13 protein-coding genes and 3 rRNA genes are annotated in these 18,508 nt (G+C 67.7%); 2 read left to right on the forward strand and 14 right to left on the reverse strand.

The annotated features are described in order from the left end of the window. The 10 genes from OG432_RS13980 to OG432_RS14025 form a co-directional block, all read right to left on the reverse strand. Entirely contained in the window at nucleotides 1–1,131 is a 1,131-nt protein-coding gene (locus OG432_RS13980) for an NAD-dependent epimerase/dehydratase family protein (RefSeq protein ID WP_328311266.1), read from the reverse strand. Nucleotides 1,132–1,350: 219 nt separating this feature from the next. Continuing rightward, a complete protein-coding gene (locus tag OG432_RS13985; RefSeq protein ID WP_003948845.1) occupies nucleotides 1,351–1,449 on the reverse strand; it encodes a 30S ribosomal protein bS22 in 99 nt (32 codons plus the stop codon). 121 nt (nucleotides 1,450–1,570) lie between these two features. After that, nucleotides 1,571–1,783, reverse strand: a complete 213-nt coding sequence (locus tag OG432_RS13990) for a helix-turn-helix domain-containing protein (RefSeq protein ID WP_162952545.1) — start codon at nucleotides 1,781–1,783, stop codon at nucleotides 1,571–1,573. A gap of 128 nt (nucleotides 1,784–1,911) precedes the next feature. Beyond that, nucleotides 1,912–2,727 (reverse strand): phosphatase, encoded by an 816-nt coding sequence (locus tag OG432_RS13995; RefSeq protein ID WP_328311267.1) that lies wholly within the window; start codon nucleotides 2,725–2,727, stop codon nucleotides 1,912–1,914. 461 nt (nucleotides 2,728–3,188) lie between these two features. Beyond that, complete coding sequence (locus OG432_RS14000; protein ID WP_328311268.1) at nucleotides 3,189–4,364, reverse strand: acetoin utilization protein AcuC; 1,176 nt, start codon at nucleotides 4,362–4,364, stop codon at nucleotides 3,189–3,191. Beyond that, nucleotides 4,333–5,541 (reverse strand): MFS transporter, encoded by a 1,209-nt coding sequence (locus OG432_RS14005; RefSeq protein ID WP_328311269.1) that lies wholly within the window; start codon nucleotides 5,539–5,541, stop codon nucleotides 4,333–4,335. Before OG432_RS14005 ends, OG432_RS14000 begins: the two co-directional genes overlap by 32 nt. A gap of 43 nt (nucleotides 5,542–5,584) precedes the next feature. After that, entirely contained in the window at nucleotides 5,585–6,229 is a 645-nt protein-coding gene (locus tag OG432_RS14010; protein WP_328311270.1) for an HAD family hydrolase, read from the reverse strand. Between the two features lie 73 nt (nucleotides 6,230–6,302). Continuing rightward, nucleotides 6,303–6,419, reverse strand: a 5S ribosomal RNA gene (rrf, locus tag OG432_RS14015). A 90-nt stretch (nucleotides 6,420–6,509) separates the two neighbouring features. Further along, nucleotides 6,510–9,634, reverse strand: a 23S ribosomal RNA gene (locus OG432_RS14020). 284 nt (nucleotides 9,635–9,918) lie between these two features. Further along, a 16S ribosomal RNA gene (locus tag OG432_RS14025) occupies nucleotides 9,919–11,444 on the reverse strand. Together the 16S, 23S and 5S rRNA genes form the textbook arrangement of a ribosomal RNA operon. Before the next feature lie 801 nt (nucleotides 11,445–12,245). Between OG432_RS14025 and OG432_RS14030 the strand changes: the two genes are divergently transcribed. After that, a complete protein-coding gene (locus OG432_RS14030; protein ID WP_328311271.1) occupies nucleotides 12,246–12,950 on the forward strand; it encodes a hypothetical protein in 705 nt (234 codons plus the stop codon). A 60-nt stretch (nucleotides 12,951–13,010) separates the two neighbouring features. On the opposite strand, the gene proC is transcribed toward OG432_RS14030, so the two are convergent. From proC to OG432_RS14050, 4 genes are all read right to left on the reverse strand, one after another. Continuing rightward, on the reverse strand, nucleotides 13,011–13,820 hold the full coding sequence (proC, locus tag OG432_RS14035) for a pyrroline-5-carboxylate reductase (protein WP_328311272.1): 810 nt from the start codon (nucleotides 13,818–13,820) through the stop codon (nucleotides 13,011–13,013). Between the two features lie 135 nt (nucleotides 13,821–13,955). Next, nucleotides 13,956–14,789, reverse strand: a complete 834-nt coding sequence (locus tag OG432_RS14040) for a class I SAM-dependent methyltransferase (protein ID WP_328311274.1) — start codon at nucleotides 14,787–14,789, stop codon at nucleotides 13,956–13,958. Between the two features lie 339 nt (nucleotides 14,790–15,128). Next, nucleotides 15,129–15,656: a hypothetical protein gene (locus OG432_RS14045; protein ID WP_328311275.1), complete on the reverse strand. Its 528-nt coding sequence runs from the start codon at nucleotides 15,654–15,656 to the stop codon at nucleotides 15,129–15,131. 35 nt (nucleotides 15,657–15,691) lie between these two features. Then, entirely contained in the window at nucleotides 15,692–15,985 is a 294-nt protein-coding gene (locus OG432_RS14050; RefSeq protein WP_328311276.1) for a hypothetical protein, read from the reverse strand. A 148-nt stretch (nucleotides 15,986–16,133) separates the two neighbouring features. Here OG432_RS14050 and OG432_RS14055 point away from each other — a divergent pair, with 148 nt between their 5' ends. Continuing rightward, the gene (locus OG432_RS14055) at nucleotides 16,134–18,365 is read left to right on the forward strand and encodes a serine/threonine-protein kinase (protein ID WP_328311277.1); all 2,232 of its coding nucleotides are present in this window, start codon (nucleotides 16,134–16,136) and stop codon (nucleotides 18,363–18,365) included. Nucleotides 18,366–18,508: the final 143 nt, after the last annotated feature.

Raw genomic sequence — 18,508 nt, forward strand, 5'->3', positions numbered from 1 at the left:
TCATTCCGCGTTCGAAGGGGTGGTGACCCCGGTGACGGAGCCGCCGGAAGACGGCGCGAACGCCGGCCCAGCCGTGGGGTCCATCATCCGGTCGGCCATGCGGTCGGCCATCCGGTCGGCCACGCGGTCCACCGCCCTGGCCAGCGAGTCCGGCGGCAGCAGGCCGGGCCCTCGGCTGCGGGCGAAGTCCGCGAACGTCTCGACGGTCGTGTACTTGGGTTCGTAGCCCAGTGTCTCGCGCATCTCGGTGGTGCTGACCACCCTGCCGTGCGTGAGCAAACGAATCTGCTCCGGCGAGAAGTCGGTCACCCCCACCGTCCTCAGCGCGGTCCCGACCCAGCGCACCGCCGGAAGGAGCACCGGCACCGTGGGCCGGCCGAGCCGCCGCGAACACTGCGACAGGAGCAGCACGCCCTCGCCCGCGACATTGAACGTCCCGCTGTTGAGCGTCCCGCGCCGGGCCTCGCCCGAGGCGATCCGCAACACGTCGATCACATCGTCCTCGTGGACGAACTGGAGCCGCGGGTCGTAGCCGAGCACCGTCGGAAGCACCGGCAGCGAGAAGTATTCGGCGAGCGGCGAATCGGCGCTCGGCCCCAGGATGTTGGCGAAGCGGAGCACGCACACCGCGACGTCGGGACGGCGCCGGGCGAAGCCGCGCACATATCCCTCGACCTCGACGGCGTCCTTGGCGAAGCCGCCGCTCGGCAGAGACTTGGCCGGCGTCGTCTCGGTGAACACCGCGGGGTCGCGCGGCGCCGACCCGTACACGCTCGTACTCGACTTCACGACGAGCCGCCTGACCGTCGGCGACTTCTGGCAGGCGCCGAGCAGCTGCATCGTGCCGATGACGTTGGTCTCCTTGACCGTGGTGCGCCCGCCGCCCGAACCGAGCGGCGTGCCGGTCACATCCATGTGCACCACGGTGTCCACGCCGTACTCGGCGAGCACCTTCGCGATCGCCGGCTGACGGATGTCCGCCTGGACGAAATCCGCGCCACCCAGACGGTGCCCCGGCCTGACCACATCGACCCCGACCACCCGGTCGACCTCGGGATCGCGCTGGATGCGCCGCACGAGACGGCCCCCCAGCTGCCGGGCCACTCCAGTGACGAGCACGACCTTCCCCAAGATCAGCGCCTTCCTTCGGCCTTCGGTACGCCCCTCAGCCCTGTGCCCGGACGCCCTGTGCCCGCAACCGTAGCGGCTGGAGGGAGCGCGGCGGCGGTCACGGACGCGCTCGTGGCCGAGAAACCGCGTCCGCTCACCCGCGGGAGCCGGTCCGGGTACGCCACAGCCCTCCCGCCGGCAATGCGGCGGGAGGGCTGTGATCTCACGAACTGCGTTCGCTTACTTCTTGTTGCGACGCTGAACGCGCGTGCGCTTAAGCAGCTTGCGGTGCTTCTTCTTGGCCATCCGCTTGCGCCGCTTCTTGATAACAGAGCCCACGACTACCCTCGCTCACTTCTTCTCACTTGGTGCGGGGCGTCTGGGCCCACACGACCTACGTCGGCCTAGCCTACCTGCCGCCGAGTGAGGGACGTAATCCGAGGGGAGCGCGCGGCTCCACTCAGGCCGTCTCCACCCCCACAAAGGACTCGCGGAGATACTCGTGAACTGCTTGCTCCGGGACCCGGAAGGACCTGCCCACCCTGATCGCCGGCAGATGACCGCTGTGCACCAAGCGGTACACGGTCATCTTCGACACTCGCATCACCGAGGCTACTTCCGCCACGGTCAGGAACTTGACCTCGTTGAGAGGCCTGTCACTCCCAGCAGTCATGACCCACCTGTACCTTCCGCACCGAACGCGCACCGGCTTCCCCTCCGGTGACTCAACGTCGCTGTGCGCTCACTCCCCAGACTAGGGGCGGGTGGTGCGAGTGGGGAAGAGGAGCCCCGATCGGCCGCCTACTGTGACAGACACGCTCGATTGAGTACATAGCGAGTAAGCGGCCGGTAGTAATCGGACCGCACGGCGTCATCAAGCGGAACGGCCACGGCCACCCGCCCCTCGGCCTCGCCGACGAACAGCGCGGGGTCGTCGGTGTCGGCGAGCCCGACCGCCTCAATGCCCAGCTGACCTGCTCCGCAGACCCATCCGTGGTCCCCGATCACAAGATCGGGAACCCTCCCCGAGCACCCCGCGGAGACCCCCAGGGCCAGCCGAACCGGGAGGGGTGAATGGGTGTGCGCGCCGGTCTCGCTCCCGGCGACCCGTGCGCCCGGTTCCCGCACCAACGCGACTCCTCGTACGTAGTCAAGGTTGTACGTGCGTACGCCGAACCGGGTCGTTATGTCGACAGAGCTACCCTGCGCGGGGGTGAGGACAGGACATCCCGCCGCCGACAAAGCGTCCGCAAGGGCGGCGTAGAACCCCAGCAGCCGGTGCGGGTGCCCGGTCCCGAGCAGCACAGCGCCGCGCCGCGAGGCCACGTCCCCGAGCCGCGCCGCGAAGGCGTCGAGCCCGGCGAGGGTTCGCTCGGGGTCGATGACGTCGGGCCCGCTCACATGGGCCGGGTCGTCGCTGACCCCGCACTTGTCCGCCATGAGCCGCAGCAGATCGCGCTCGCCCCAGCCCCGTTGGGGGTCGAGCCCGAGCAGGACCCGTGGATCCCGGGCCGCGAAGAGCCGGTAACTCCTCAGGCTCGCCTCCCGCGAGGTGGCCACCGGCCCGGCCAGCCTGGCCGCCAGAAGATGCGCCCGCAGCGCCCCGATGCTCAACACCCGACGATGCTCCCGCAGACCACCCCGCCCCGCCCCAATTTCCCGCCGGTACCCCACAGTTGGCGTAACGCCCCCAACCCGCCACCCCGCGGCCCTACGCCCCGGTTCACCTCCGGCTGCGGACCGTGGAGGCTCGCTCGCGCAGTTCCCCGCGCCCCTTGAACGGCCGGTTGTCGTGTACGGGCCGTGCGTGGCTGGTCGCGCAGTTCCCCGCGCCCCTGAAATCCGCTTTCGTGTGCGGACCGTGCCCGCGTCTCGCGCAGTTCCCCGCGCCCCCTTAGCTACTCGGTGCCGGGCGGCATGGGCATCCTCAGCCCGTCATGGGGGTCCCCCTGGCCCTTGAGGCCTTGGGGGAGATTGAGGACGAGCGCCCTCAAGGCGCGATACGGGGTCTGGGGCGGAGCCCCAGGGAGCCGCACCCTTCAGAGTCGCCGCACGGACAGCGGGGCAGGGGGAACCCCCTACGCCAGCAACCCCCGGAGGGGAAACGCCGCCCGCCGAGCCGCGAGCACCGCCTGGTCGAGCCGATCAGCGGGGTCGTACCCCGCATCCCACGACCGCCACGACACCACCCGCCCATCCGTCATCCGCCCCGGCCCCAACTGCCGGGTGCGCGCGAACACTTCGTCCCGCCAGGACGAGGGAATCACCGACTCGGGATCGATGGGCGCATGCCCGGCGATCCCCACCAGATGCGTCCAGGACCGCGGCACCACATCGACCACCGCATACCCCCCACCCCCGAGCGCGACCCACTTCGCCCCCTCGACGTACTCGTGCGCCAGCGAGTGGCACGCCGCCTGGACCTCCCGCTGCGCATCGAGCGAAACGGCCAGGTGAGCCAGCGGGTCCTCGAAGTGCGTATCGGCCCCGTGCTGAGTGACGAGCACCTGTGGCCGGAAATCGGCGATGAGCTCCGGCACCACCGCGTGGAACGCCCGCAACCATCCCTCGTCCCCCGTCCCGGCCGGCAACGCGAGATTGACCGCGGACCCCTCACCGGGACCGTCCGCCCCGGTCTCCTCGGGCCACCCCGTCCCGGGAAAGAGCAGCCGGGGATGCTCGTGCAGCGAGATCGTCAGGACGCGGGGGTCCTCCCAGAACGCCGCCTGCACCCCGTCGCCGTGGTGCACGTCGACGTCCACGTACGCGACCCGCTCCACTCCCAGCTCAAGGAGCCGCGCGATCGCGAGCGCGGCATCGTTGTAGACGCAGAACCCGGCCGCGCCGCCCGGCATCGCGTGGTGAAGGCCGCCCGTGAAGTTGACGGCGTGCGAGGCCTCCCCCGCCCACACCGCCTCGGCCGCCGCGACCGACTGCCCGGCGATGAGCGCGGACGCCTCGTGCATCCCGGCGAACGCGGGATCGTCCACCGTCCCGAGCCCGTACGAGGCGTCGGCCGCCGCGGGGTCGGCGGAGGCCGCCCGCACGGCGTCGATGTAATCCTGCCGGTGCACCAGTCGGAGCGTGGAGTCCCCCGCCGCCGGCGCGGCGACGACATCGACCCGCTGCTCGAGCCCGTACGCCCGCACCAGACCCATGGTCAGCGCGAGCCGTACCGGGTCCATCGGATGGCTCGACCCGAAGTCGTAGCGCGTGACAGCTTCATCCCACATCAACAGTGCGCGGCCGCTCATGCCCGCCACCGTATCGGGCGCCCGCGGAGCCGAACGAGCGGGCGTACACGAGCGTCAGCAGCACCAGGACCATCGGCACCAGCATGGCCCCGCGGTAGCTCCACGCGTCACCGAGCGCACCCACGAGCGGCGAGCCGACGAGGAACCCCACGTAGTTGAAGATGTTGAGCCGGGCGACCGCCGCGTCGCTGCTGTCAGGGAACAGCCGCCCCGCCGCGGCGAACGTCTGCGGCACGATCACACAGAGCCCGAACCCGAGAAGCGTGAATCCGGCCATCCCCACCCAGGGTCCCGGCGCCACCGCGACCACACCGAAGCCGGCCGCCGCGAGCACCGTCCCGAACCGCACGACGGCCGCCGCCCCGAACCGTCGCACCCCGAAGTCCCCCGCGGCCCGTCCGAGCAGGGTGGTGACCATGTAGACGTTGTACGGAACCGTGGAGAGCTGCTCCGAGCTGCCCAGCGTGTCCTGGAGGTACTTCGCGCTCCAGTTGGAGACGGTCGAGTCCCCGATGTACGCGAAGCTCATCACCAGGCACAGCGGCAGCAACAGCCGGAAGACGACGGGCTTGCCCCCGGCCACGGCCGCGGCGCCCGGCGCCACCTCGCCGGCCGGCTCCCCGTCCACGTACCACCGGCTCGCCACCAGGCACACCGGCAGCAGCACCGCCACGACGGGCAGGTACGAGACGAGCAGCGACTGATGCCAGTGCGCCCCCACCCACGCGAGCGAGGCGCCCCCGATCCCGCCGAGACTGTACGAGGCGTGGAACCCGAGCATGATGCTGCGCCCGTACGTCCGCTGGAGACTGACCCCCAGCATGTTCATGGACGCGTCGAGCGCCCCCACCGAAAGCCCGAACGCGCCGAGCGACAGCGCGGCCTGCCACATCTGCCCGCCCGCACCGGCGCCGAGCAGCGCCAGGAGAACGGCGGGCTGGGCGAACCGCAGCACCACGCTCGGCCGGACCCGCTTGATCAGCTGCTCGGTGCAGACGCTGCCGGCCCCCGCGAGGATCGGCACGGCCGCGAGGAAGACGGGCAGCAGCCCGTCCGATATCCCGTACTGGTCCTGGATCGCCGGTATTCGGGTCACCAGGAGAGCGAAGGCCATCCCTTGGGCGAAGAAGCTCACCGCCAGGGAGGCCCTGCCGTGCCGCAGGCGTGCGTCTGTCATGGCCGCACAGCCTAGGGCCGTCACCTACCGCTGGGTAGATGGATCACCTGAGCAATTCGAGCAGCTCTCCCATGTCGCCGAAGGAGCCGGTGGCGCCGGCGAGCCGCTCGGCCGGTGTCATCGCCGTGAACCCGTACACGTCCATCCCCGCGGCCCGCGCCGCCTCCACCCCGAGCCGGCTGTCCTCGACGACGACGCACCGCTCGGGCGCGACACCCATCCGCTCGGCCGCGTGCAGGAACAGGTCCGGCGCCGGCTTGCCCCGCCCGACGTCCTCCGAGGAGAACACCCACTCGTCCTCGAACCACTCGTCGAGCCCGGTCCTGAGGTGCCCCACCCTGATCCGCTCATGGGTCCCGGACGACGCCACGCAGTACGGCACCCCGTCCGCCACGAGCTTCCCGAGGACGTCCGTGACGCCCGCGACGGGCTGCAATTCCCGCTCGAAAGCGGCGAAGATCCTGGCGTGCAGCGTCTCGTCGAAATCCGCCGGCAGCCTCTGTCCGGTCCGCTCCTCGATGAGGTCGTGGACGCGGTGGACAGCGGCCCCCATGTAGTCGCGGAGGGAATCCTCGTACGAGGTGGCATGGCCGAGCTCCGTGAGATACCCGGAGAGGATGGTGTTCGAGATGGGCTCGCTGTCGACGAGCACGCCGTCGTTGTCGAAGATGATGAGGTCGTAGCGCATGACTCGACCTTAAACGCAGAAAAGCCCCGCACCACGACCCTGAAGGTCCGGTGCGGGGCTTTTCCCAAAATTTGTTCGGCGGCGTCCTACTCTCCCACAGGGTCCCCCCTGCAGTACCATCGGCGCTGAAAGGCTTAGCTTCCGGGTTCGGAATGTAACCGGGCGTTTCCCTAACGCTATGACCACCGAAACACTATGAAGTTGAACTCGACCAGCACACACCCAAAGAGGCATGCGGGAGTTCATTGCTTCAGAACAAACACAGTGGACGCGAGCAACTGAGGACAAGCCCTCGGCCTATTAGTACCAGTCAGCTCCACCCGTTACCGGGCTTCCACATCTGGCCTATCAACCCAGTCGTCTACTGGGAGCCTTACCCTCTCAAGGAGGTGGGAACACTCATCTCGAAGCAGGCTTCCCGCTTAGATGCTTTCAGCGGTTATCCTTTCCGAACGTAGCCAACCAGCCATGCCCTTGGCAGGACAACTGGCACACCAGAGGTTCGTCCGTCCCGGTCCTCTCGTACTAGGGACAGCCCTTCTCAATGTTCCTGCGCGCGCAGCGGATAGGGACCGAACTGTCTCACGACGTTCTAAACCCAGCTCGCGTACCGCTTTAATGGGCGAACAGCCCAACCCTTGGGACCGACTCCAGCCCCAGGATGCGACGAGCCGACATCGAGGTGCCAAACCATCCCGTCGATATGGACTCTTGGGGAAGATCAGCCTGTTATCCCCGGGGTACCTTTTATCCGTTGAGCGACGGCGCTTCCACAAGCCACCGCCGGATCACTAGTCCCGACTTTCGTCCCTGCTCGACCCGTCGGTCTCACAGTCAAGCTCCCTTGTGCACTTACACTCAACACCTGATTGCCAACCAGGCTGAGGGAACCTTTGGGCGCCTCCGTTACTCTTTAGGAGGCAACCGCCCCAGTTAAACTACCCATCAGACACTGTCCCTGATCCGGATCACGGACCGAGGTTAGACATCCAGCACGACCAGAGTGGTATTTCAACGACGACTCCACAACCACTGGCGTGGCCGCTTCAAAGTCTCCCACCTATCCTACACAAGCCGAACCGAACACCAATATCAAACTGTAGTAAAGGTCCCGGGGTCTTTCCGTCCTGCTGCGCGAAACGAGCATCTTTACTCGTAGTGCAATTTCACCGGGCCTATGGTTGAGACAGTCGAGAAGTCGTTACGCCATTCGTGCAGGTCGGAACTTACCCGACAAGGAATTTCGCTACCTTAGGATGGTTATAGTTACCACCGCCGTTTACTGGCGCTTAAGTTCTCAGCTTCGCAACCCCGAAAGGTCACTAACCGGTCCCCTTAACGTTCCAGCACCGGGCAGGCGTCAGTCCGTATACATCGCCTTACGGCTTCGCACGGACCTGTGTTTTTAGTAAACAGTCGCTTCTCGCTGGTCTCTGCGGCCACCCCCAGCTCAGAGAGTAAATCTCATCACCGGTGATGGCCCCCCTTCTCCCGAAGTTACGGGGGCATTTTGCCGAGTTCCTTAACCATAGTTCACCCGAACGCCTCGGTATTCTCTACCTGACCACCTGAGTCGGTTTAGGGTACGGGCCGCCATGAAACTCGCTAGAGGCTTTTCTCGACAGCATAGGATCATCCACTTCACCACAATCGGCTCGGCATCAGGTCTCAGCCTTAATGTGCGACGGATTTGCCTACCGCACGGCCTACACCCTTACCCCGGGACAACCACCGCCCGGGTTGGACTACCTTCCTGCGTCACCCCATCGCTTACCTACTACCACCTTGGGTCAGCGGCTCCACCACTCCCCTCAACTCCGAAGAGATCAGGGCGGCTTCACGGCCTTAGCATTAATGGGCTCGATATTGGGCGTTTCAAAGCGGGTACCGGAATATCAACCGGTTGTCCATCGACTACGCCTGTCGGCCTCGCCTTAGGTCCCGACTTACCCTGGGCAGATCAGCTTGACCCAGGAACCCTTAGTCAATCGGCGCACACGTTTCTCACGTGTGTATCGCTACTCATGCCTGCATTCTCACTCGTGAACCGTCCACCACTAGCTTCCGCTGCAGCTTCACCCGGCACACGACGCTCCCCTACCCATCCCAGCCCCCGTTGGGGGTATGTGCTGGAATGACACGACTTCGGCGGTACGCTTGAGCCCCGCTACATTGTCGGCGCGGAATCACTTGACCAGTGAGCTATTACGCACTCTTTCAAGGGTGGCTGCTTCTAAGCCAACCTCCTGGTTGTCTCTGCGACTCCACATCCTTTCCCACTTAGCGTACGCTTAGGGGCCTTAGTCGATGCTCTGGGCTGTTTCCCTCTCGACCATGGAGCTTATCCCCCACAGTCTCACTGCCGTGCTCTCACTTACCGGCATTCGGAGTTTGGCTAAGGTCAGTAACCCGGTAGGGCCCATCGCCTATCCAGTGCTCTACCTCCGGCAAGAAACACACGACGCTGCACCTAAATGCATTTCGGGGAGAACCAGCTATCACGGAGTTTGATTGGCCTTTCACCCCTAACCACAGGTCATCCCCCAGGTTTTCAACCCTGGTGGGTTCGGTCCTCCACGACCTCTTACAGCCGCTTCAACCTGCCCATGGCTAGATCACTCCGCTTCGGGTCTAGAGCGTGCAACTCAATCGCCCTGTTCGGACTCGCTTTCGCTACGGCTTCCCCACACGGGTTAACCTCGCTACACACCGCTAACTCGCAGGCTCATTCTTCAAAAGGCACGCAGTCACGACTGTATGTGCAAGCACATACAGCGACGCTCCCACGGCTTGTAGGCACACGGTTTCAGGTACTATTTCACTCCGCTCCCGCGGTACTTTTCACCATTCCCTCACGGTACTATCCGCTATCGGTCACCAGGGAATATTTAGGCTTAGCGGGTGGTCCCGCCAGATTCACACGGGATTTCTCGGGCCCCGTGCTACTTGGGTGTCTCTCAAACGAGCCGTTGATGTTTCAGCTACGGGGGTCTTACCCTCTACGCCGGACCTTTCGCATGTCCTTCGCCTACACCAACGGTTTCTGACTCGCCTCACAGCCGGCAGACTGTGAAAGAGAGATCCCACAACCCCGCATGCGCAACCCCTGCCGGGTATCACACGCATACGGTTTGGCCTCATCCGGTTTCGCTCGCCACTACTCCCGGAATCACGGTTGTTTTCTCTTCCTGAGGGTACTGAGATGTTTCACTTCCCCTCGTTCCCTCCACATACCCTATGTGTTCAGGTATGGGTGACAGCCCATGACGACTGCCGGGTTTCCCCATTCGGAAACCCCCGGATCAAAGCCTGGTTGACGGCTCCCCGGGGACTATCGTGGCCTCCCACGTCCTTCATCGGTTCCTGGTGCCAAGGCATCCACCGTGCGCCCTTAAAAACTTGGCCACAGATGCTCGCGTCCACTGTGCAGTTCTCAAACAACGACCAACCACCCATCACCCCCACCATTCAGTGGAGTTCACTGGGGCCGGCGACCGAAGACACAACCATGACGGCCGTACCTTCAGATACCCAACAGCGTGCCCGGCCCAGCCAGTCGATGTGTCCGCTTTCCACGCCGAAGCAGTACTCGCAAAACTCATCCAACTGAACTGTGCCGAATAGTCAACGTTCCACCCATGAGCTGACCGTGCAGAACATTTGTCTGCAGACGGTGCTGTGCTCCTTAGAAAGGAGGTGATCCAGCCGCACCTTCCGGTACGGCTACCTTGTTACGACTTCGTCCCAATCGCCAGTCCCACCTTCGACAGCTCCCTCCCACAAGGGGTTGGGCCACCGGCTTCGGGTGTTACCGACTTTCGTGACGTGACGGGCGGTGTGTACAAGGCCCGGGAACGTATTCACCGCAGCAATGCTGATCTGCGATTACTAGCAACTCCGACTTCATGGGGTCGAGTTGCAGACCCCAATCCGAACTGAGACCGGCTTTTTGAGATTCGCTCCGCCTCGCGGCATCGCAGCTCTTTGTACCGGCCATTGTAGCACGTGTGCAGCCCAAGACATAAGGGGCATGATGACTTGACGTCGTCCCCACCTTCCTCCGAGTTGACCCCGGCAGTCTCCTGTGAGTCCCCATCACCCCGAAGGGCATGCTGGCAACACAGAACAAGGGTTGCGCTCGTTGCGGGACTTAACCCAACATCTCACGACACGAGCTGACGACAGCCATGCACCACCTGTATACCGACCACAAGGGGGGCACCATCTCTGATGCTTTCCGGTATATGTCAAGCCTTGGTAAGGTTCTTCGCGTTGCGTCGAATTAAGCCACATGCTCCGCTGCTTGTGCGGGCCCCCGTCAATTCCTTTGAGTTTTAGCCTTGCGGCCGTACTCCCCAGGCGGGGAACTTAATGCGTTAGCTGCGGCACCGACGACGTGGAATGTCGCCAACACCTAGTTCCCAACGTTTACGGCGTGGACTACCAGGGTATCTAATCCTGTTCGCTCCCCACGCTTTCGCTCCTCAGCGTCAGTAATGGCCCAGAGATCCGCCTTCGCCACCGGTGTTCCTCCTGATATCTGCGCATTTCACCGCTACACCAGGAATTCCGATCTCCCCTACCACACTCTAGCTAGCCCGTATCGAATGCAGACCCGGGGTTAAGCCCCGGGCTTTCACATCCGACGTGACAAGCCGCCTACGAGCTCTTTACGCCCAATAATTCCGGACAACGCTTGCGCCCTACGTATTACCGCGGCTGCTGGCACGTAGTTAGCCGGCGCTTCTTCTGCAGGTACCGTCACTTTCGCTTCTTCCCTGCTGAAAGAGGTTTACAACCCGAAGGCCGTCATCCCTCACGCGGCGTCGCTGCATCAGGCTTTCGCCCATTGTGCAATATTCCCCACTGCTGCCTCCCGTAGGAGTCTGGGCCGTGTCTCAGTCCCAGTGTGGCCGGTCGCCCTCTCAGGCCGGCTACCCGTCGTCGCCTTGGTAGGCCATTACCCCACCAACAAGCTGATAGGCCGCGGGCTCATCCTTCACCGCCGGAGCTTTTAACCCCTCAAAATGCTTTGAGGAGTGTTATCCGGTATTAGACCCCGTTTCCAGGGCTTGTCCCAGAGTGAAGGGCAGATTGCCCACGTGTTACTCACCCGTTCGCCACTAATCCACCCCGAAGGGCTTCATCGTTCGACTTGCATGTGTTAAGCACGCCGCCAGCGTTCGTCCTGAGCCAGGATCAAACTCTCCATGAATGTTTACCCGTAATCGGGTGCACACATCACGTAAGAGCGGGACGGAACCACCGGAATAAGGCGGCCCGTCCACAGCGTCCTCGCTGTGTAATCGCCTGCCGGCCACAAGGACCGACAGGACTTTTCAAAGGAACCTCGCTCCACCGAAATGGAGACGGGGTTGTCAATCTGGCGTTGACTTTTGGCACGCTGTTGAGTTCTCAAGGAACGGACGCTTCCTTTGTACTCACCCTCTCGGGCTTTCCTCCGGGCGCTTCCCTTCGGTATTTCGTGTTTCCGACTCTACCAGACGCTTTCGTGTCCGATTCCCTCGGTGCCTTTCAGGTTCTCCCTCTCGGGTTTCCCTTTCCGGCGGCTCCGACTCTATCAGATCCTTTCGGGCCCGATTCCCGGTCTCCCGGGGCCAAGTCGGCTTGTCTTCCCGGCTGTTGGGCCGTTCCGACGAGTGAGACATTAGCGGAATCCTGGGCCCCGACGCCAATCGGGGTGCGTCCTCGAACGCGGATTCCTCATTTCGCAAAAGCGCACGAAAAACGAGACGACGAGGTGTCGTTCATGAGAAGTGGTTGATGCGGAATGGCTGTCCGGGGACCGACCGGGGTCGGCGCTCACATCGGACAACTCGGAGAACACTACGTATCGGGGAGAGGCGTGTCAACCCTCGACAGGGGGGTACGAGGGATGGTTCCGGCGCGTTCCTGTTGAACGGGTTCGTACGGCCCTGACCTCGTACTTTCGGCCGGGACGAGGGTGGCAGGACGGCCGATCTCAGGGGCCGGACCGCGCCCTAGCTTGGCAGCCATGAGGTCTCCACTCCGGATCGTCGCAGCCGTCGCCACCCTTCTCGTACTCGGGTCGGTCGCCGCGCCAGGGGCTGCCTACGCCGAAAGCGGCGACCGGCGCGTCGCGCAGATGCGGCTCCGGGTCGTGGAGGCGGTCAACCAGGGGACGCTGGGCGAGATCGAACGCGTACGGGCGTGCGCGGGTGAGGACTTGTGCGGCGAGGTGGCCCGGCTGGAGGCGAAGTTGCGGGACGGGTGCCGGCTTGCCGCGGATCTACGGCACGTGCGGGGGGTCGTCCGGCATCGGGCCGTCCCCTCGGTGCCGGTGCGCGTGGAGACCCCCGTCGAGACGGGCGCCCGTGGTGCCGGGTGGACGCCGGGCGGCGCGGATGTACCCGCGGAGCCTGCCGAGATCCCCGCTGAGCCCGCCGGCGGATCGGCCGGGGCGGCCGACGCATCAACCGACGGATCAGCCGACGCATCAGCCGAGGCCCAGACCGGGGTTTCGACCGGGCTTTCGGACGGGGCCTCGGCCGGCGGGGGCGAGGCGGGCGGTGAGGAGACCGTCTTCCAGGCGGCCCGCTCTGCTGTTCCGCACACCCCCGTCGGCGTGCTGTGCGTGCTCTCCGGGGGCGGGCTGGCCCTGGTCGGAGGAGGGCTGGCGGCCGCCGCCGTGCGGCGCCCCGGCACGGGGGCCACGCGGCGGCTCTACAAGAGGGGCTAGCCGAGGGACGTAATGGGTCCCGCGTGAGGGCCCGGTGGGAGGGGCGACCGGAGGGTGGTGTCAGTTGGTGCCGGAGGCCAGTTCGCGGCTGCGGTCGCGGGCGGCTTCGAGGGCCGCGATCAGGGCGGCCCGTACCCCGTGGTTCTCCAGCTCCCGGATCGCGCTGATCGTCGTACCCGCCGGGGACATCACGGCCTCGCGCAGCTTCACCGGGTGCTCGCCGCTGTCGCGGAGCATCACCGCGGCGCCGATCGCGGACTGCACGATCAGGTCGTACGCCTGGGCGCGCGGCAGGCCGAGCAGGATTCCGGCATCCGTCATCGCCTCGACCAGGTAGTAGAAGTAGGCCGGGCCCGAGCCGGAGAGGGCCGTTGCCGCGTCCTGCTGGGACTCCGGTACGCGCAGTGTCTTGCCCACGCCGCCGAAGATCTCCTCCGTGTGGGCGAGGTGGTCCGGGGTCGCGTGGCTGCCGCCGCTGATCACCGACATGCCCTCGTCGACCAGGACCGGCGTGTTCGGCATGACGCGGACGACCGGGGTGCCGGCGGCGAGGCGGTCCTCGATGAAGGAGCTCGGGATGCCCGCCGCGGCGCTGACCACCAGGCGGTCGCTCGTGAGGTACGGGGCGAGCTCGTCCAGGAGCGTGCCCATGTCCTGGGGCTTGACCGCGAGGATCAGGGTGTCGGCACGCTTGGCGGCTTCGGCGTTGGTGACCGCGTCCACGCCGTAGCGGGTGCGGAGTTCCTCGGCGCGTTCCGGGCGGCGGGCGGTCACGAGGAGGTTCGCCGGGTGCCAGCCGGCTCGGATCATTCCGCTGAGGAGGGCCTCGCCGATCTTGCCGGTGCCGAGGACTGCGACGGTCTGGGTCATGCGGTCACCCTCCAGGTGGTGCGGGGTTCGTGACGTCATCCTCGCACCGGGGCGGGGGTGGAGAGGGGGGGTGTCCGATGGGCGGTACGGGGGTGGGGGCGCGGCACGTGGTGTGCGGTGCGTGAGGCGCGGCGGTCAGTTCAGGGCCAGTCGCAGGTGGACGACGTACTGCTCCTCCACCGTGCCGTCGGGGAAGATCTCGCTCAGCACGGCCTGCTCACTCGTCATGAACTCCTTCGTCGGCTCCTCGCCGAGCACCAGGAACGCCGAGTGGCTCGCCAGGTTGGCGAGGTGGGTGGCGAGGGGGACGTTACGGGTGTGGGGGATGCGGCGCTCCGTGAAGTCGAGGCCGGGGAGGTCGGTCGAGGGAGGGCCGACGCGCTCGGCGGGGCCGTTGGCCGGGTCGGCGGCGGCGCTGCCGCTCGTGGTGGCGGCCGCGCGTTGCTCGGCGGAGCGGTCGACTCCCAGGAAGTCGCGGATCCGGGCGTCCTGGGCGGCCAGCCACGGCGCCGAGTGGTCGGCGATGTTCCACCACAGGGCCAGCGCGCCGCCCGGCCGCAGCACGCGACGGGCCTCCGGGGCCGCCTTCGCCGGGTCGGTCCAGTGCCAGGCCTGGGCGTACGTGATGAGGTCCGTGGAGGCCGTGGCCAGGGGCAGGCTGTTGCCGTCGCCCCGCACCAACGGGATGCCGGGGTTGCCCGCGCGGAACTGTGCGGCCATGCCCGCACCGGGCTCGATCGCGGTGACCCGCGCGCCCCTGGCGTGCAGCAGGGCGCTGGCGATGCCGGTACCGGCGCCGACGTCGGCGACCCGGGCGCCCTTAAGGGGGCGACCGGTCAGTTCCTCCAGCGCGTCGAGGAGCCGCGGGGGGTACGAAGGGCGGTTCGCGGCGTACAGGGCCGCGGCGGCGTTGAAGGACTGTGCGCGGGCAGCGACGCCAGGAGTGGTGTGAGCGGCCGGAGTTGTCATACGGCAAGTCTGCCGCGCGGGGTGAGCGGGGCAATCATGTTTTCAGTCCGTCCGCGCGTCCCGACGGGCGGGCGGCGGGCGGCGGGCGGCGGAGGCGCCACGATCCGACCCGGCGAGGCAGAACCCGTTCCAGCGGCCGGGGCTTTGTCCCCGCCGCGCAACTGGGCCCGCCAGCACGGGACTTGTGCTCCGCGCTGCGACCAGGTCCCGCGGATGCGGCCAGGGTCCCGCAGGCGCGGCCAGGCAAGGGTTCCCCGGAAATGAAGGCCCCGCGGTCGTGCTCGGCGAGAGGAAGGGGAGGGGAGGGGACGGGAGGGGACGGGAGGGGACGGGTGTGGGCTACTTGCGCTTCGGTTTTTTGCGGGCCGACGGGTTGCCCGTCCTCGTGCCGCGGCGGCGTTCGTACTGGGTGCGGGCCGTCTCGTACTCCTTGCGGTGCAGCCCCTCCCCCGGGGCCTCCGTGAAGGTGCGGAAGAAGTACGCGAGGAGCGAGCCGATGAAGCCGATCGCCTTCAGGCCCTGGAGGGAGCGGTCCGCGTCCGGGTCGGCGGGGCGGGCCGAGTAGCCCTCCCAGGTCTTGCGGAAGGCCAGCGCGCTGCAGATCGCGAACATCACGACGACCAGGACGCTCACGAAGGCGCCCGTGTCGGCGATCTGCAGCCCCTCGTAGGCGAAGCGCAGGACGAAGCAGGCCGCCGCGGCGGCGACGAGCGAGCCGATCGCGGTGCCGGCCCTGCGCAGGCCGTAGCCCTGGTCGTGCTCCACCCAGCTGGTGCCGAAGAAGCGGATCGGCTCGGGCCGGGGGCCGCCGGCCACCGCCTCGGCGTCCCGGCCCGCCGCGGCGCTGTCGCCCGTGTTCTCGCTCATGGGGACGATTATCCCCGTGGCGGGCGCTTCCCCGGCTATCCGCAGCGCTGCGCCACGTACCCGTCACTCCCCGTCTTCACATACGCGTCGGCGACGTAGCGGCCGTTGCCGATGTTGTCCCAGATGTTCGACGTGCCGTACGGGCCCGTGACGCGCGTGCCGGGGGTCTGGCAGTTCACCGGGACCGAGGCGCCCAGGTCCAGGGTGTCGACGATCGTGTAGTTGGTGCCGGGACCACTGCGCACGTTCAGTTCGCACCCCGGGGCCACCGGGTAGCGGCGCGCCCCCAGCGACGCCGATGCGCTTGTTTCAGCCGATTCCGTTGTCATCTCGGTCTCCCCCACGGGGCCCCGCTCGGGTCCCCCCTTGGCTTCACTCTGTGTGCAACACGCAGGCTAGCAAGCCCCATCGGGCGGGCACGTGCCATCGACTAGGCTCCGTCGGAGCGCGCGTACAACGGACACACGGGGGTCGGCCATGGCGTCGCCGCGCAATATCGGCTTCGGGGCGCCGGGCTCCGAGGATCCGGAATCCGTCGGTGCGTACCGGCTCGAATCCGTCCTCGGCGCGGGGGGTATGGGGGTGGTGCATCTGGCCACCTCGCCTTCCGGCATGCGGCTCGCCGTCAAGATCGTGCACGCGCAGCACGCGGCCGATCCGGAATTCCGGGCGCGGTTCCGGCAGGAGGTGTCGGCGGCCCGCCGGGTCAGTGGTGCCTTCACCGCCTCCGTCGTCGACGCCGACCCGGACGCCGAACGGCCCTGGATGGCCACCGTGCACATTCCCGGACCCACGCTCGCCGAGCGCGTCAAGGACAGCGGCCCGCTGCCTGCCGCGGAGGTGCGCCGGCTCGGCGCAGGGCTCGCCGAGGCGCTGCGCGACATCCACCGGGCGGGAGTGGTCCACCGCGACCTGAAACCGAGCAACGTGCTGCTCGCCGCCGACGGGCCCCGGGTCATCGACTTCGGCATCTCGCGTCCGTCCGACAGTGATCTGCGCACCGAGACCGGCAAGCTCATCGGCACCCCGCCGTTCATGGCGCCCGAGCAGTTCCAGCGGCCGCGGGAGGTCGGGCCCGCCGCCGATGTGTTCGCCATGGGCGCGGTGCTGGTGCACGCCGCGACCGGCCGGGGGCCATTCGACTCCGAGTCGCCGTACATCGTGGCCTACCAAGTGGTGCACAACGAGCCCGACTTGGGCGGTGTGCCCGAGGACCTCGTGCCCGTGCTGCGCGGCTGCCTCGCCAAGGACCCCGGCGCACGGCCCACGCCGGACGAGCTGATGACGTCGCTGCGGTCGGCGGCGTACGGGTCCGAGGCGTCCATCCCCACGCAGCAGTTCCGCAACCCGGTCCGACCCCGGTCGGGGGACGGCGGCAGCGCCGACGAGGGTGACGGCGGGCCGACGGCGGGTGATGCCGGGGGCGACGGGCCGCCGTCGGGCCGTTCCCCCTCCGGCCGCCGGGTCCGTTGGGGCCTCGCCGCGCTCGGGCTCGCCGCCGTGCTCGGCGGGACCGTGGTGGCCGTTCAGGCGATGCCCGACGGGACCGGGGCCGTGGCCGCGTCGGAGCAGACGGGCGCGCCCGGCATCCCCGGCGGTCCCCAGTTCCGGCCCTGGCAGACCCGATTGGGGCCGGGCGCAGCGAACGGCGGCGAGGACCGCACGGCCTTCTGCTCGGCCGGCGACGACGGGAACGGCAACGGGAACGGCGGCGCGAACGGGAACGGCGGCGGCGCGCTGTACTGTTCCGCGCCCGGGGTCGCCCTGACCAGGCTCGACGCGGTCAGCGGGAAGGTCGTGTGGTCGGTTCCGGGCCCGGGTGGCCAGTCGCTCTCGGACGACTACGCCCCGATGGTGGCGGGCGGGCGGGTGCTCGCGCGGGCGCCCGGCGGGCCGCTGCGGGCGTACGACCCGGAGAGCGGGAAGCAGGTGTGGTCCGCCGACGTGTCCGCGTACACGGGGGTGCGCCCCGCGGGTGCCGTCGTGCTGCTCACCACGGCGGACGGGCACGTCACCGCCCTCGACTCCGCCACCGGCAAGGAGATGTGGCGCAAGCCGCTCGGCGGCGCCCGCGCCCAGTGGGTCGTGGCCGGCGACGGCAGAGCCGCCTACGTCGTCACCCCCGGCCCCGACGGCGGCTCGACCTCCGTGGCCGCCGTCGATCCCGCCACCGGCGCCCAGCGGTGGCAGGCACGGGCGGAGGGCCGGCTGCGGCCCGTCGCGGCGCGGGCGAACGCCGTGTTCCTCCTGGCCACCGATGCGGGCGGCTTCACCTCGGCGGTCGTACGCGTCGACACCGCCACGCACACGGTGCGGCGCTCACTGCTCGCGGCCCCGCTCGACCAGGCGCAGGCCGGGGTCGATGGGGACAGCGTCTATCTCTTCGGGGCGGGCGGGACGCTGGCCGCGGTCGACGCGGCGCTCGGGAGCGAGGCCTGGCGGCTCGACACCGGGCTCGCCCGCGCCTCGCGGCCGGTCGCATCGGGCGGCCGGGTGTATCTGACCGGCGCCGACGGCAGGCTGCTCGTCTTTGACGCGCACGCACACCAGGGCGTACTCGCGGGGCAGACCAACCCCCGTATGAACGGCGGGCGTTACACGTTCACGCCGGCCCTTCCCGCACCGCTCGTCGTCGGTGGGCGGGCGTACGCGGCCTCGCCGGACGGGTCGGTCTTCGGGGTCGATCCCGGGGACGTCGGGAATTGGTGACGCCCCGTCAGGCGGGGGCCTGGCGGGGCGTCTGAGGCCGGGGGCCGGGGGCCGGCAAGACTCTGCGGGGCCGAGCGGTGCGAGCGACCCGAGTGGTCCTGGGCGGCCCGATCGGGTCCGAGTGGCCCGAGCGCGGGTCGGAG

Source organism: Streptomyces sp. NBC_00442, assembly GCF_036014195.1.
Lineage (GTDB): Bacteria > Actinomycetota > Actinomycetes > Streptomycetales > Streptomycetaceae > Streptomyces.

Coding starts and splice junctions, on each gene's coding strand:
- OG432_RS14050 (WP_328311276.1), bottom strand. CDS start 15,985: ATGACAACGGAATCGGCTGAAACAAGCGCATCGGCGTCGCTGGGGGCG.
- OG432_RS14055 (WP_328311277.1), top strand. CDS start 16,134: ATGGCGTCGCCGCGCAATATCGGCTTCGGGGCGCCGGGCTCCGAGGAT.
- OG432_RS14045 (WP_328311275.1), bottom strand. CDS start 15,656: ATGAGCGAGAACACGGGCGACAGCGCCGCGGCGGGCCGGGACGCCGAG.
- OG432_RS14010 (WP_328311270.1), bottom strand. CDS start 6,229: ATGCGCTACGACCTCATCATCTTCGACAACGACGGCGTGCTCGTCGAC.
- OG432_RS13990 (WP_162952545.1), bottom strand. CDS start 1,783: ATGACTGCTGGGAGTGACAGGCCTCTCAACGAGGTCAAGTTCCTGACC.
- OG432_RS14030 (WP_328311271.1), top strand. CDS start 12,246: ATGAGGTCTCCACTCCGGATCGTCGCAGCCGTCGCCACCCTTCTCGTA.
- proC (WP_328311272.1), bottom strand. CDS start 13,820: ATGACCCAGACCGTCGCAGTCCTCGGCACCGGCAAGATCGGCGAGGCC.
- OG432_RS14040 (WP_328311274.1), bottom strand. CDS start 14,789: ATGACAACTCCGGCCGCTCACACCACTCCTGGCGTCGCTGCCCGCGCA.
- OG432_RS14000 (WP_328311268.1), bottom strand. CDS start 4,364: ATGAGCGGCCGCGCACTGTTGATGTGGGATGAAGCTGTCACGCGCTAC.
- OG432_RS14005 (WP_328311269.1), bottom strand. CDS start 5,541: ATGACAGACGCACGCCTGCGGCACGGCAGGGCCTCCCTGGCGGTGAGC.